This is a genomic window from Vibrio sp. 1CM8B (assembly GCF_023161685.1).
In the GTDB taxonomy this organism is placed as follows: domain Bacteria; phylum Pseudomonadota; class Gammaproteobacteria; order Enterobacterales; family Vibrionaceae; genus Vibrio; species Vibrio coralliirubri.
Genome location: NZ_JALNTU010000014.1, coordinates 31,227 through 45,458, shown reverse-complemented (window position 1 = coordinate 45,458; position 14,232 = coordinate 31,227). Strand labels below are relative to the sequence as shown.

Here is a 14,232-nt window from a genome sequence, read left to right as displayed (position 1 = left end):
CTTAATCCGAAAACAAAACGCCCTTAGATTCATGTGAGAATTTAAGGGCGTTTCTGTATCGATAGAATTATAAGAGCAGCTAGGCTTCAACTCTTGTGCTGTTTGGCTTAACTCAGCACGCTCGCTTATTTCAGCACGCTCGTTTACTTTAAAACGTACTTATGAAGCATGGCTTGTTGGTGCCCTGCTATCTCTCCGACTTGCTCTGAACTCTCGATCATAGATTCAAGTTGCAGCTTAGTATTCTCGCCCTGCTCAGATACTCGGGTGATTGAATGGGTTACATCGACAGTCGCACGAGCTTGTTCTTCCGTAGCCACCATGATTTGCTCAACACGCCCTTTGATCTGGCTCACCGCGAATTCGATTTTCTCGAAGGCTTGTCTTACATCGCCACTGGTTTGCAGTGCATTGGCCATCTCACTTCTCGATTCCGTTACGGAAGCACGTGAGCGATCGGCTGCTGCTACTAGTTCGTTCATCATGCTACGAATATTGGTGGTTTGCTGGGATGTGCCGCTCGCCAATTTACGCACTTCGTCTGCAACTACCGCAAAACCTCGACCTTGTTCACCTGCTCGCGCCGCTTCTATCGCAGCGTTCAATGCCAACAAGTTGGTGTTTTCAGCGATACCACTGATCATGTCGACCATTTCACGAATCTGTTTCACTCGACCATCCAAGTCAGCCATCGACTCTTCACTCATGCTAAGAGACTGCTCAAGCGCTTGTAATCGTTGTTGGTTAAGGCCAACCACTTGGCTACCATTCACTGACTCATCTTCGGCTATTTGTGCATCGTCGTTCGATGCGTTAGAGATACGAGCTATCTCACCAATCGATGCTTCTAGTTCAGTAATGGTGGTGATCATATTTTGAAGTGATTCGTTCTGTTCGTTCAAGCTCGAATTGGTTTGCTCTGCAGCGTCATGGCTTACTTCAGCCGTTTGATAAAGCGTCTCACAGTTACGCGTTACTAAACGAACCGAGTCTGCGGTTGAATCAACGACCGTATTGAGCTTTGAAGTAATAACTTGCAGCTCTAGCGGCCCAAGCAATTCGCTCTGTTTAGAGAAGTCATGATCTGCCAGTGAACTCAACTGTTGAGTAATGTTTTTAAGTCCTTTATTCATCCAACGGCGTAACACGAACCACGAAATCACAATGATTACGGCAATCACTAACCCGCTGATAAACAATACACGATCAATATTGGTGATGGTTTGATTTACAATCAGTTCACTTTCATCAATCAGGTGGGAAGCGGTAGAAGACAGCTGATTCAATGTGCTAATGACGGTGTTCGCTAAGTTAATGACTTGCGTTAAGTTCTGCTCTTGCTGCTGAACCAGTTCGAGTTTCAAGAGGATTTGTTTTATTACGCCTTCTTCGGTAAAGCCTTCTTTCACCATCTCGTAAGGCGCCGTTAAGCTCGCGAACTCAGCGATGTCTGGGTGCCAATCGGCAAAATCGCTGTAAGCCAAGTTAAGGCCTGCGATTCGGTTTCTCAATTGACGGTATTCGTCTTGTGCTTTATCAATGTCAGATTGCATCATCAGCATCAAGAAGGTGTTCGCCATAGCAGACGCGCTGGATGTAAATCGGTTCGCTGCATCGCTCGCTTCTGGGTTGTCTTCAACCAAGAATGAGCTGATTCTATTCATTTCTGGTCCGATAGACCCAACGCCATAACGGAACTCGCCCATTTTACTGTCGATCAGATTTTGCTTACTTTGAATTTCGATCTGCGCCAGCAGTACCGTGTTGGTCATGGTTTGCAATTGCGCCATGTCATCGACAAGGTTTTGTTGTTGCTCTAAAGAGATTGCATCAGGAAAAGATTGGGAGATAAAAAGGAGTTCCTCTAGCGTGGTATTGCTCTCTGTCGCGAGTTGGTCAATTGAGCCCCTTGTGGCATTCAGTGTATCTAAGTCGGTTGATTGGGTGCTGTAAGTGAGAAGTTTTACTTGTTCTAATACGCTTTGCGTTAATTCGGCATTATGTAGAGCAAGGGGTAATGCTTGTTCCGAGAGTGCATCAAAATGTCCCCCGACCCGTTCAACGCCCCGAATGCTAACCATTGATAAAAAACTAACGAGTAAAAGAATGGAAATAAATACAGCAGTGACGGTTTGAATGAGCGAGAATGTATAACGTGAGGGTTTTATTGATAAATTTGTGTCGGGCATGTGAAATCCAGTTTGACTACGAAAAGAGATATCCTTAAGTTAGTTCGTATACTAGAAGTCCTTGATGACGTTTTTATTTCAGTTTTTTGTCAGAAGAGTTACATATGAAAATCAGAAAAATGGCTGTAGTTACAATAACTTTAGCAACATTGGCTGCTTGTAGCTCGTCACCATCGCCTTCTCAGCTTAGTCAAACCGCACAGAAACCTTTATCAAAGTCAGAACAATTGACTACAAACGCTTATATGAACGTGTATGAACAGTGGAAAGGTGTGCCATACCATTTCGGTGGGACATCATTTCGAGGTATAGATTGCTCTGCTTTTGTTCAAATCGCCGTGCAAAATGCGACTCAACAAGCCCTACCAAGAACCACAAAAGACCAGAGTAAAAAGGGAAAAGAAATTGCGTATGGGGAAGCAACAAGCGGTGACTTGGTGTTTTTCAAGACTTCGATGACGGTGCGACACGTAGGCGTTTACTTAGGAAACAACCAATTCCTACATGCCTCGACATCTAAAGGTGTCATTATTTCTAGGTTAGATAACCCCTACTGGGCATCCAAGTTTTGGCACTTTAGGCGTTTATAGCGGTTCGAAAGATAAACCGCTGAGCGAGGTAACTCTAGAAAGATACGACTTAAACGCCCGTTTTTATTTATGCTGACTAATTACGACAATAAATGGACAAACAAACCGTTAGTCGTATTTAGCAACAGCAGTATCAAACAGGTTCTTCACTAACGCGATGTACTCATCAAGGAATACAATTTGTTCGTTAGTCGCTTTCTTAGCCCACACACCCGCTAATACTTCACCAAGATCCGCTACTACCGCATCGGCTTCTTTCAAAAGCTGAAAACGAACGCTCGAATGCAACTCTGGGTTTTGCTCGAAAATAGCCATGATGTTCGTTGAAATCATGTCGGTAACAATGTCTTCGACACTTTCGTTTCCAGTATCACCATTACTATTGGTAAACACATCAAGGTTGAATGATAGGTGCTCGATTAAAGCCAAATAGCCATCGGTTTCTACAACCACAATAATTCTCCGTTTTAAGCTCTAGCGCAGATTAATACGTACTTGCCTAATACTATGTAAATGAAGCTATTTGTCATCACTTTATTGCCCAAAACCGCATTAAAATGATCCTAGTTAGTATTTCAGCCTAAATTTAAATCGATATAGGGTTAAGTGGTATACCTGCCTACTTGAGCCATAAGTAAATTCACGCCTAACAAAGTGTAAGACAAACTTTGAAGCAAAGTATTGCGCCAGTTAACAATAGCCCTTTCAACTTACTCTAAAAGCTCATTTAAATTGGTTGGTAGACAATAACAAGCTCAAACCACTTTTCCAGTTTGTGGCGTTCAAAACCGTTTCGATTGTGAGACCAGTTCCAAACTATTTCATCACGTCAGGTTTTCAATTTATGTTTGTATTTCAAAGAGCTTGAATCAGTTCGAGTTCACAATTCGGCCAATTGATTCTGCGTAAGATGAAGAAGAGCTAAGAACATTGACGAGTGCGTCTATAAATTGTTCAGATTTATCCTAAACTATTGCTATTAAACAAACAGTATTTCTAACCTTCAATCTTTTTAACTTTCAGTCTTTGAGGATTTCCTATGTGGCAGGCCATTTCTCAACAACTTTCAGATACTCTTCTATTTAACTTTCAGATTACTGAACGTACCAAAGTTTCTGGTGGCGACATTAACGATTGCTATATGATCAGCGATGGTAATGAACGTTACTTTGTGAAAGTGAATCAGCGAGAATTTTTACCTAAGTTTGAAATTGAAGCTGAGAACTTACGCTTGTTAAGAGAAACCTCCACCGTTTACGTTCCTGAGTTGGTGCTTATTGGCAAAACCAAAGAGTGCTCGTTCATTATTCTCAATTACTTACCTACCAAGCCGCTTGAGACGGGCAACAATAGCTTCGATTTCGGCGTTCAGCTTGCGCAGCTTCATCAATGGGGCGAGCAAAAAGAGTTTGGTTGCGACCAAGACAACTATATCGGCAGCACACTTCAACCCAACCCTTGGCATAAGAAATGGGGGCGCTTTTTCTCTGAGCAACGCATTGGTTTCCAACTGCAACTGCTCAAAGAGAAAGGCATCGAGTTTGGTGATATTGATGACATCGTTGATGTGGTGAATATGCGTCTTGCCGGCCACAACCCTCGCCCTTCTTTGCTTCATGGGGATCTTTGGAATGGCAATGTAGCAAATTCAGCCTTTGGGCCAATCTGTTACGACCCGGCTTGTTACTGGGGCGATCATGAATGCGATTTGGCGTTAACGGAATTGTTTGAAGGATTTCCAAAAGAGTTTTATGACGGTTACCAGAGCGTCAATCCACTCGACGTTGGCTATACTGATCGGAAAGACATTTACAACTTGTACCATCTTCTTAACCACTGCAATCAATTTGGCGGCGAATATTTAGCACAAACTGAAGCATGCATTCAGAAGATACAGGCCGTTTAATACCAATCACAGCGAGCTAAGTCGTTCTATAAAGTTACTACGATCTATACAAGCTACTGCGATCGATAAAGCTACTACGATTGGAACAAGTTACAGTGAGGAGAATTCGCGATGCATAAATACACAGAGAAACATGTCTCCTGCCCCCACTGTGGGCATGCCATCAGCATAACGCTTGATGCTTCTAATGGGAGCCAAGATTTTTATGACGATTGCCCAGCGTGTTGCAATGCCATTCACCTAGACATGCAGGTAGATGAAGTAAGAGACAGGATTAATCTCTCGATTGATGCAGACGACGAACAAGTCTTCTAACACCTACTCTCTTGTCGAGTTGGATCTACACCTCTATTTAAAGCTACCCTCGATTTTGAGGCTAGCCTAAAAAAACGCAGATACATACAAATAGAAAAAGAGCACTCAATGTGCTCTTTTTTAATGTCTTCGACGTTGACTTAGTCAGCGCTTTTTAAGCAAGTGCTGTTGATAAACCGCAACTACTATTTTTGGTTTGCTAGTACACGTTCAACAGTATCAACAATCGCTTGTGTTTGAGGATCAAACTCAATGTTTACTTGGTCGCCTACTTCACGGCCGCCAAACAGAGTGCGATTCAGCGTTTCTGGGATCAGGTGAACAGAGAAACGGTTCCCTTCCACTTCACCAATCGTCAATGAACAACCATCAACGCCGATGTAGCCCTTGCTCAACACATACTTCATTGATTCTTGAGGCAGCTCAAACCAAAGCGTGCGGTTGTTTTCTGTCTTAATCACATCAACGAGATTAGCCATCAAAGTAATGTGGCCAGACATGCTATGCCCGCCAATTTCGTCACCAAACTTTGCTGCACGCTCAACATTCACTTTGTCACCAACATTTAGCCGACCTAAGTTCGTCAATCGCAATGTCGCTTGCATTAAATCAAAAGCAATCTGGTTACCTGAAATTTCCGTTACCGTTAAGCAACAACCGTTATGAGCTACTGAAGCACCAATTGCTAATCCCTCAACCATTTCGTCACTTAACTCAATGGTATGAGTTTGAAACAACTCTTTTTTGTTTATAGCAACCAGTGTTGCCATGCCTTGAACGATACCTGTAAACATAAGATTCCTATTTAGCATTCTAATAACAGTTTTTCATAGCAGTTATTGTGACATTTCTTTATGATTCGTCCAGTGGAAGCTTAAGATCATTGTCTCTGATTCCTTCAGAATGTCCTTTCCTACACTATTATTCTAATTTTCCCTCTTATTTGGAGTTGTTTGTGCATCGTTACAAAGAAGAATCCTCGAATCTAATCAAACTTGCGACCCCAGTATTGATCGCATCTGTTGCACAAACTGGAATGGGTTTTGTTGATACCGTAATGGCCGGTGGCGTAAGTGCTATCGATATGGCGGCGGTTTCGATTGCAGCAAGTATCTGGCTACCATCTATCTTATTTGGTGTCGGTCTATTGATGGCGTTGGTTCCTGTCGTTGCACAGCTGAATGGTTCTGGTCGACAAGTTAAAATTCCATTTGAGATTCAACAAGGTGCGTTTTTAGCGCTCGTTATCTCTCTTCCTATCATTGGCGTCCTGTTCCAGACACAATTGATATTGGAGTGGATGGACATTGAACAACTCATGGCGGAAAAGACCATCGGTTATATGAATGCAGTGATGTTTGCTGTACCTGCGTTTTTGTTGTTCCAAACATTGCGAAGCTTTACCGATGGTATGTCTTTAACTAAGCCTGCAATGGTGATTGGTTTTATTGGCTTGCTATTAAACATCCCGCTGAACTGGATGTTCGTATACGGAAAACTTGGTGCTCCTGCTCTGGGTGGTGTTGGCTGTGGCGTGGCAACGGCTATCGTATATTGGGTGATGTTTGCTCTGCTGTTCGCTTACGTTTTAACATCAAAGCGTTTGGCGAAAATCAACATCTTCGGTACGTTCCACAAGCCTCAACTTAAAGCTCAAATCCGTCTGTTTAGACTTGGTTTCCCAGTGGCGGCCGCTATCTTCTTCGAGGTAACTCTGTTTGCGGTGGTTTCTCTGTTAGTTGCACCATTGGGTTCATTGATTGTTGCCGCGCACCAAGTCGCGATCAACTTCTCTTCGCTGGTTTTCATGATTCCAATGAGTATCGGTGCTGCCGTGAGTATTCGCGTTGGCCATAAGTTGGGCGAAAACAACACCGAAGGCGCTAAGATAGCGACACACGTGGGTATCATTGTTGGTTTAGTTACAGCCTTAATGACAGCGGCGTTAACGGTTCTGTTTAGAGAGCAGGTTGCATTACTTTACACAGAGAACACTGCGGTAATTACCGTTGCAATGCAGTTGCTGTTGTTCGCGGCGGTTTATCAATGCACTGACGCCATCCAAGTTATCGCTGCAGGTGCTCTACGTGGCTACAAAGACATGCGTTCAATCTTCAATATTACGTTCGTTGCTTACTGGTTGCTTGGCCTTCCTATCGGATACATCTTAGGAATGAAAGATTGGATTGTTGAACCTATGGGCGCGCACGGTTTCTGGATTGGTTTCATTGTCGGTCTAACATCAGCAGCGATTATGCTGGGTATGCGACTACACTGGATGCATAAACAAGACGACGACGTACAGCTAGAGTTTAGTTCACGCTAGATTCGCACTCACTAAGTCGGTCTATCTGATTTCGAATACAAAAAAGAGCTCTGATTTTCAGGGCTCTTTTCGTTTAATGGTCAGGTAGATCGTATCTGCCTTAATATTCACTCTTCTCTCGAACAAAGCGGGCAAACTTGGGTTTTCCGTTTTGAGTAAAACCATTGTAGCGAAAGGTAATACGGCTGCCGATCTCTGGCGGTGCGAGTCTCATTTGGTCACTGAACCCGCTGCCGATATAAAATTCCACACCCTCTTCTGTGTGAACCAAAATTGAACCCATCATCCCTTTATACTTCCCTGTACCTCCCTTGTAGCCAATAACCGTGGCTTCGGCATCATGATGCCTTTTAAGCTTTAACAAATCATTACTTCGGCCTGCTTGATAACGACTGGTGATCTTTCTAAGCATCAAACCTTCACCATTACGCTCATCGACATTATCAAGTTGATGAAATAAAGCCTCTTCACTGTGAATTGGTACATGTTCTATGTAGCCGACATGAGATTCTCCAATCACGCTTACCCAATGCAAAATGTTGTAATAGCGCTTTTGATAATCTCCTGCGGCGCCGGGCATATCAAACAGCATGAAATCGATTTGGCGCCATGCTGTGTCACTCGGCGTATGATCGAGAACGGTAGATTGAACGAGGTGGAACTTGCCCCTTCCTGCCCACAACTCTCCTTCGAGATGGACCTTAGGCAAGTTTTCAGTAAACCACTTAGGTGAGTAAATGCGATTGCCATTGCGTGTATAAAGGTGCTGTCCATCCCATAGAGCCCGAATCCCATCAAGTTTTTCACTCTTCCAGTATTCAGAAACATCTATGCCTTGCTGGTAGGAGTTTGCAAGCACCAAATGGTCAGGAGGTAAATAGGATGAATGAGATGAAAGCGAACACGCCCACAGAGTGGCTAAAGCCAGTTTGGTTAATCTCATCATCTGCTCCGTATTAATATCTGTAGTGGTCAACAAATGTCTTTAATCCTAAGCGCTCTAACACGCAGTTAGACAATCTTTGGCAGAAGATGCGATCCACTCATCAACCTTATCTAACCTTTGCGTTTATTCATTAAATTAATGACTTATAACTCTCATATGTTCCGCCGTTTTTAGTTCTCATATTGAGAAACGTCTTTTCTCAATATGAGATGGGAATTCGCACTAAATATAACTCATTGAAAAATAACAATATAAAAGTTGGCACATTCAGTGCAATTGTCCATACATACTTAAAAGGAGATATCGCTATGGAACTACGTAAGATTGATTTGAATACAACGACACTGACGCTTTCTATCTTCGGTGATTTGGATGCAGCAGGCAGTCGTGATGCACAAACAGACATCGATGATGTGATTTCTAACGATGGCCACCCTGAAATCGAAGTTGATTTTAGCCAGGTCGAGTTTTTAGATTCATCTGGTGTTGGCGCGATTGTTTATATGTTCAAACGCCTGACTGAGCGCGAACGCAACATGCGACTTGAAAATGTGACTGGTCAGCCTCTTGAAATTATGAACCTACTACGTATTGGCCACGCTATCCCAGTAAATTCAAAAAATCCTACAAATTCATGAAGATCCACTAAGCTAGAAGTAACAAAAAATAATAATAAAAATTAGAAACATAGGACGTTGGCATGAAAATACTGAAAAACTACATAGCCCTTTCTCTGTCCGCTCTCGTTCTGGGTGGCTGTACTAGCTATCCTGAACAAGGCACAGGGGGGTTGGCGGAAAGTTATGATTCTATCAACTATCAAAACTCAGACTTCTCTCCTGTTATGCCAGACGAGCCTCTTGGTCCAGAACATGGATTACGTTTTGATTGGCAGCTTGCTAAATTGCACCTTGATGCCTTGATCCAAGAAGGCGCTCGTTGGTGCTTCCCCGCTGCTGTTGTCCAAGCGATCGAAAAGCAAAATCGTATTGCTCGTGAACTTCAAGGTGGTCTACTACTGGATGCAGCCAACGACTTAGTGATCCAAAGAAAACGCCTAAATGAACTTGAAGTCCAACTGGATTACGTAACCTCTCAAGCCCGCTGTGAGCCACCAAAAAATGAAACCCAATTTAGAATGCAACTGTCAGTTATCGAACAGTTGTATGACCTACTTAATGTTGATAACCAATTCGCGGAAGATTCGATTGAAGTAAACCCGAAGTACATGGGAAGACTTGCGGAAGCAACCAGCCTACTCAAAGAACACAAATCTCTAGACCTTGTTGTTACCGGCCATGCTGATGCGACAGGCACCGAAGAATACAACGATAAGTTAGCACTTGGACGAGCGAAACAAGTCGAACGCTACCTGACTATTTTTGGTCTAGGCGCTCAACGAATCAAAGCCGTCTCTGTTGGCGAAACCGTCCCTCTTTTTGAAGGTGAATCCGACGGCACGCGTTTAACGAACCGCCGAGTGAGTATCGAAATCATCTCGCCTAAGAATGCCGAGAAAATGGGAGGTGGACTATGAAATCCTTGATCGCTTTTATCATCACCCTATCGTTATGCTTTGCCAATGTCGTCAATGCTAACGATGAGTTTTCAGACGCAGTTCAAGTCGGTGACCTTATCCAAGTTAACGTACCTGGTGAAAGTACCTTAAACACGGGGTTCCAAGTGGATAAGCGTGGCCGTATTACCCTTCCTGAAGTAGGCGCAGTGTTTGTTGCAGGTTACGACAGTGAGCAGCTTAACAAAGTCGTTCTAGAGTCGCTGGCAACCGCTTATAAGGATCTTTCGAACGCTTCAGTGTATGTAAAAGAGCAGCAAATCATCATCTACGTGCAAGGTTATGTAGAACAGCCTGGCGAATACACGCTCGCATTAGGTTCTAGCATCCAAATGGCACTTTACGCTGCAGGTGGTTTACGCCCGGGCGCACAACTGGACAAGCTTATTCTAAAGCGAGGCGCAGATAAGAAAGAGTTTAACTACAAACGATTCCTTGATTCAGGAGACGAGTCGACATTACCTACTCTGCAATCACTGGATTCACTGTTCGTTCCAGCTTCTCCATTAGTCGGTAACATTGAACAAGAGTTCGATGCAGCAAAGCTTGCTAACTCAGGCGACAGTGCCGACTCTCGTAACTCCATCAAAGTGTTTGGTGAGGTAAACGCGCCGGGTTCGTTCACTTACAAAGAGAACACCGACCTTGTCGACGTACTTATGCGTTCAGGCGGTGTAACTCGTTATGCCAGTGTTGAACAAATCCGAGTAATCTCAAACAACACACCAACGCTATTCAACCTAAAACGTTACTTAGACTCTGGTGACGAAAGCCTGCTTCCAATTTTACGCCCGGGTGCGACCATTTTCGTTCCTAAGCAAGAAGAAGAGATCAAATCTGGCGCAAACATGGTTTACGTGATGGGTGAAGTCGCAGCTCCAGGTGCTTTTGAAGGCAAGAGAGACGCGACATTTATGGATATCCTTGCCAATGCGGGCGGCCCAACTCGATTTGCAGAGTCACGACAAATCCGTGTCATCAAAGCAGATGGCAGAGTGCTTAAATTCGATTTAGCGGCTTACACCGAAGGCTTACCAAACTCTAACCCTCCAAGCATCAAAGCGGGTGACGCGATTTTCGTTCCTGAGAAAACCGACATGAACGAGAAGTCTTGGTTGAAAATCACGCCAGACCGAGCAGTTAACGTGATTGGTGAGGTAAATCGACCTGGTCGTATTGAATGGTCAGACGAAATGAACTTCATGGGATTACTGGCACACGTCGGCGGCCCTACGCTACGCGCTGACACATCGAAAATTGAAGTCGTGACTGGTAGAAAGTTGGTTGTATTTAACCTTGATGATTTCATTCGAAATGGCGCGCCACGTGACCAAATGCCACAAATTCGCGCGGGTTCTATCGTGCGCGTTCACGACTTGCCACAAGATCCTTCAGACAATAAATCACAATGGGTTCGTCAAAGCTCTGATGCTTCGATCTACATCTTTGGACAAGTGAATGCGCCCGGTCGTTACCGCTTCACCAAAGACATGCACTTCCTTGATATCTTGTCTGCGGCTGACGGTCCAACAAAGGATGCTGACATCCACAACGTTCGAGTAACGCATCGTGACAAAACCTATTCGCAAGTAAGCAAACTTAACTTATCACTGTACTTCGAAACCGGTGACGAATCGTTACTGCCAAACGTAACCACTGGCGACACAATTTACATCCCAGAGAAAGGCAAAAACTGGCTAGATACACCGAAAGAAGAAACCGTTCGTGTGCTTGGTGCTATTAACAATCCGGGGCGTTATGTGTTCAACGACAACATGACCATTCTAGATATTCTGGCAGAAGCAGCAGGCCCTACCGACAATGCTTACGTAGAGAAAATTACCATTGTGAATATGTCTTGCTGCCAAGGTCAGGCTCGTACTTTTGACCTTGTAGAGTTCAGTAAAACGGCGAACATTTACAACCTGCCGGTGCTACGCGCTGGTGACACGATTTACATTCCAGACCGTCGCGAAAGCTTTATTGAAAAAGCACGTGTCGGACTTGATGACATACTGCGTATTACGACCACCATCGTATTAATAGGAGCTTTATAATGACTATTTCAGCGACCCATGCCGAAGTCGAGCAACTGTATTTAGCTTCTGAACTTAACGGCCAAAAATCAATATGCGTCACCGCCTGCCATTCAGGTGACGGGGTAACATCTATTGCAACCGCATTAGCCGAGCGTTTTCTTCTTGCGGGTCATTCAACGCTTTATGTTGATCTCAACTTGTTCAACCCTGCTTTCAAAGATTTGAATATGCTAGAAGACAATCAGCAAGGCCAATTGATAGAACACGTTGAATCTCAGCGCACGTTTATCGGTGTCCCTGCTCCACAAGTTGCTTCAACGCAATTGGCTTATAAAGATCCGACAACGTTACAAAAAGTAGTCAACAAATGGTTAGAGAAATACGACAGAGTCATCATTGATACCTCACCGCTTCTCAACATAAACAAAGGCAATATTCCGGCGCAGTCTGTCGCGAGCGCTTGTGACAGTACACTGATGGTTGTCGCCTATGGTGAAACGTCGACTCACCACCTAGAACAAGCGAAAAAGCTGCTTGATGCACAAAGCATCAACCTAATGGGCTGCGTGATGAACATGAAACAAAAACCCAGCTTTGCACAAGAGTTGGTCAGACAAATCAATCGAATGAAATTCATCCCCGTTAAGCTTCGCGATAGCTTGGCAAACAAGCTGTATCAAAATGAATTTTTGAACCTTCCAATGTAGCTTTCTTTTGCTACTTTCTGGCTGTCATTAAAATCATGACAGCCACCTATCCTATTAGACTTCAAGCCCCGAAAATTCTTAATAACTCAAAACCAAATTGGGTGTTTTTGGCGAAATTATTATTAAAAATAAGATTTTAAAAACCATTCAACGCATTTCACACACATCAACCATGGTCTTACCACCTTTAAATCCCTTCAAAAATCAACAGCCCCACGCCTAACTTTAGCGGTAATGTGACACAGACGGTTAAAGTGCCATGTAAATCGAATCAAAGATGGAATTCGTACGATTATTCCCTAAGATTATAAATAGAGGTGGTTTTTGACGAATTTGTAATAGTTTGACAAAGTTATCCGATGGCTGTTGAAACACAGTGGATGAATTGGCAAATCACACTTCACTGACTTTGCACGTTTATCTATTCAAACTTCACCCATCCCTCCTTCTGCTCAAATGGTTCAAATACACGGAAAGGATCACCATCGAGCAATTTAGATAATCAATTTACCTTGGTTACCTTAGTTGTATTATTAAAGAGAAAGGAAACTCAATATGAAATACAAGTTAAGCTCCGTATTTTTGTTAGTAGCAGCAGCCAGCGGTAATGCTAACGCTGGAGAATGTGGCAGCGTAACAATCGCAGATATGAACTGGAACTCTGCAACACTGATCGCCAATATCGACCAATTCATCCTTGAACATGGTTATGGGTGTGATGCTGAACTTATCCCTGGCGACACTATGCCAACAGGCACGTCTATGATCGAAAAAGGCCAGCCTGATGTTGCACCTGAACTTTGGAGCAACAGCTTAAAAGACGCATTAGATAAAGGTGTTGAAGAAAAACGTCTTCGCTACGCAGGTAAAGCACTTGTGAACGGCGGCGAAGAAGGCTTTTGGGTTCCAGCTTACCTAGTTAAACAGTACCCTGAAATGGCAACCATCGAAGGCGTACGCAAAAACGCAAGCTTATTCAAACACCCTGAAGACCCAGATACATCTGCATTCTACAGCTGCCCTGCAGGCTGGAACTGTCAGATCAGCGCCGGAAACTTGTTTAATGCTCTTGAGCTAGAAAACAGCGGTTTCACGATTGTTGATCCAGGCTCGAGTGCCGGCTTATCTGGCTCTATCGCAAAAGCGTATGAACGTGAAGAAGCTTGGTTTGGTTACTACTGGGCACCGACCGCTGTGCTAGGTAAATACGACATGGTTAAAGTCGACTTTGGCAGTGGCGTTAATGAGCAAGAGTTCCTTAACTGTACCACCAAAGAAGATTGTGAATCGCCAAAAGCAACCATGTACCCGCCTTCACCTGTCCACACGATTACCACTGAAAGTTTTGCGTCACGTGCTCCTGAAGCATACGACTACTTTACTAAACGTGGTTTCACAAACGACAAAATGAACTCGCTACTTGCTTGGATGGAAGACAACCAAGCTGATGGCGAAGAAGCGAGTCTGCATTTCTTAAGTGAATTCCCAGAAGTATGGCACCCATGGGTTTCTGAAGAAGTGGCTAAGAAAGTTGAAGCAGAGCTGTAAGAGCTTGATTTAATAACAAGTAATTACGCTTCAACAATAAAATAGAAATAACGTCGCTATACTTGATGTTATTCATGATTCGGAGCCCTT

General features: G+C 43.7%; 13 protein-coding genes. 9 read left to right on the top strand and 4 right to left on the bottom strand.

Going from position 1 to position 14,232, the window contains the following annotated elements; translation table 11 throughout:
- Positions 1–143: 143 nt before the first annotated feature.
- Positions 144–2,189, bottom strand: a complete 2,046-nt coding sequence (locus MSG36_RS20190) for a methyl-accepting chemotaxis protein (RefSeq protein ID WP_061039001.1) — start codon at positions 2,187–2,189, stop codon at positions 144–146.
- Between the two features lie 104 nt (positions 2,190–2,293).
- On the opposite strand from MSG36_RS20190, the gene MSG36_RS20185 reads away from it, so the two are divergent.
- Positions 2,294–2,779 (top strand): NlpC/P60 family protein, encoded by a 486-nt coding sequence (locus tag MSG36_RS20185; protein WP_061039002.1) that lies wholly within the window; start codon positions 2,294–2,296, stop codon positions 2,777–2,779.
- Positions 2,780–2,887: 108 nt separating this feature from the next.
- Here the strand turns inward: MSG36_RS20185 and MSG36_RS20180 are convergent, their stop codons facing one another.
- Positions 2,888–3,232: a DUF3802 family protein gene (locus MSG36_RS20180; RefSeq protein ID WP_010440912.1), complete on the bottom strand. Its 345-nt coding sequence runs from the start codon at positions 3,230–3,232 to the stop codon at positions 2,888–2,890.
- A gap of 586 nt (positions 3,233–3,818) precedes the next feature.
- On the opposite strand from MSG36_RS20180, the gene MSG36_RS20175 reads away from it, so the two are divergent.
- On the top strand, positions 3,819–4,685 hold the full coding sequence (locus tag MSG36_RS20175; RefSeq protein ID WP_048611040.1) for a fructosamine kinase family protein: 867 nt from the start codon (positions 3,819–3,821) through the stop codon (positions 4,683–4,685).
- Positions 4,686–4,796: 111 nt separating this feature from the next.
- Complete coding sequence (locus MSG36_RS20170) at positions 4,797–5,000, top strand: CPXCG motif-containing cysteine-rich protein (RefSeq protein ID WP_004733789.1); 204 nt, start codon at positions 4,797–4,799, stop codon at positions 4,998–5,000.
- A 185-nt stretch (positions 5,001–5,185) separates the two neighbouring features.
- Here MSG36_RS20170 and MSG36_RS20165 read toward each other — a convergent pair whose 3' ends face one another.
- Entirely contained in the window at positions 5,186–5,794 is a 609-nt protein-coding gene (locus MSG36_RS20165) for a riboflavin synthase subunit alpha (RefSeq protein ID WP_248369476.1), read from the bottom strand.
- Between the two features lie 161 nt (positions 5,795–5,955).
- Between MSG36_RS20165 and MSG36_RS20160 the strand changes: the two genes are divergently transcribed.
- Complete coding sequence (locus MSG36_RS20160) at positions 5,956–7,326, top strand: MATE family efflux transporter (RefSeq protein ID WP_048611045.1); 1,371 nt, start codon at positions 5,956–5,958, stop codon at positions 7,324–7,326.
- 100 nt (positions 7,327–7,426) lie between these two features.
- Here the strand turns inward: MSG36_RS20160 and MSG36_RS20155 are convergent, their stop codons facing one another.
- Complete coding sequence (locus MSG36_RS20155) at positions 7,427–8,269, bottom strand: DNA ligase (protein WP_048611046.1); 843 nt, start codon at positions 8,267–8,269, stop codon at positions 7,427–7,429.
- Between the two features lie 311 nt (positions 8,270–8,580).
- Between MSG36_RS20155 and MSG36_RS20150 the strand changes: the two genes are divergently transcribed.
- The 5 genes from MSG36_RS20150 to MSG36_RS20130 all read left to right on the top strand — a co-directional run bounded on the left by MSG36_RS20150 (position 8,581) and on the right by MSG36_RS20130 (position 14,142).
- Positions 8,581–8,910, top strand: a complete 330-nt coding sequence (locus tag MSG36_RS20150; RefSeq protein ID WP_004733793.1) for an STAS domain-containing protein — start codon at positions 8,581–8,583, stop codon at positions 8,908–8,910.
- Positions 8,911–8,972: 62 nt separating this feature from the next.
- On the top strand, positions 8,973–9,809 hold the full coding sequence (locus MSG36_RS20145; protein WP_248369474.1) for an OmpA family protein: 837 nt from the start codon (positions 8,973–8,975) through the stop codon (positions 9,807–9,809).
- Complete coding sequence (locus MSG36_RS20140) at positions 9,806–11,905, top strand: SLBB domain-containing protein (protein WP_048611051.1); 2,100 nt, start codon at positions 9,806–9,808, stop codon at positions 11,903–11,905. Before MSG36_RS20145 ends, MSG36_RS20140 begins: the two co-directional genes overlap by 4 nt.
- Positions 11,905–12,594 carry a tyrosine-protein kinase family protein gene (locus tag MSG36_RS20135; protein WP_048612053.1) on the top strand — a complete coding sequence of 230 codons (690 nt, stop codon included), beginning with the start codon at positions 11,905–11,907 and terminating at the stop codon, positions 12,592–12,594. The genes MSG36_RS20140 and MSG36_RS20135 overlap by 1 nt, the downstream gene beginning before the upstream one ends.
- A gap of 555 nt (positions 12,595–13,149) precedes the next feature.
- Positions 13,150–14,142, top strand: coding sequence for an ABC transporter substrate-binding protein (locus MSG36_RS20130; RefSeq protein WP_052878420.1), 993 nt, complete (start codon positions 13,150–13,152; stop codon positions 14,140–14,142).
- The last annotated feature ends 90 nt before the right edge of the window (positions 14,143–14,232 follow it).

Excerpts from the sequence above, each read along its gene's own strand:
- MSG36_RS20190 (WP_061039001.1), bottom strand. The coding sequence starts at position 2,189 with ATGCCCGACACAAATTTATCAATAAAACCCTCACGTTATACATTCTCG.
- MSG36_RS20185 (WP_061039002.1), top strand. The coding sequence starts at position 2,294 with ATGAAAATCAGAAAAATGGCTGTAGTTACAATAACTTTAGCAACATTG.
- MSG36_RS20175 (WP_048611040.1), top strand. The coding sequence starts at position 3,819 with ATGTGGCAGGCCATTTCTCAACAACTTTCAGATACTCTTCTATTTAAC.
- MSG36_RS20170 (WP_004733789.1), top strand. The coding sequence starts at position 4,797 with ATGCATAAATACACAGAGAAACATGTCTCCTGCCCCCACTGTGGGCAT.
- MSG36_RS20165 (WP_248369476.1), bottom strand. The coding sequence starts at position 5,794 with ATGTTTACAGGTATCGTTCAAGGCATGGCAACACTGGTTGCTATAAAC.
- MSG36_RS20155 (WP_048611046.1), bottom strand. The coding sequence starts at position 8,269 with ATGAGATTAACCAAACTGGCTTTAGCCACTCTGTGGGCGTGTTCGCTT.
- MSG36_RS20150 (WP_004733793.1), top strand. The coding sequence starts at position 8,581 with ATGGAACTACGTAAGATTGATTTGAATACAACGACACTGACGCTTTCT.
- MSG36_RS20145 (WP_248369474.1), top strand. The coding sequence starts at position 8,973 with ATGAAAATACTGAAAAACTACATAGCCCTTTCTCTGTCCGCTCTCGTT.
- MSG36_RS20140 (WP_048611051.1), top strand. The coding sequence starts at position 9,806 with ATGAAATCCTTGATCGCTTTTATCATCACCCTATCGTTATGCTTTGCC.
- MSG36_RS20135 (WP_048612053.1), top strand. The coding sequence starts at position 11,905 with ATGACTATTTCAGCGACCCATGCCGAAGTCGAGCAACTGTATTTAGCT.
- MSG36_RS20130 (WP_052878420.1), top strand. The coding sequence starts at position 13,150 with ATGAAATACAAGTTAAGCTCCGTATTTTTGTTAGTAGCAGCAGCCAGC.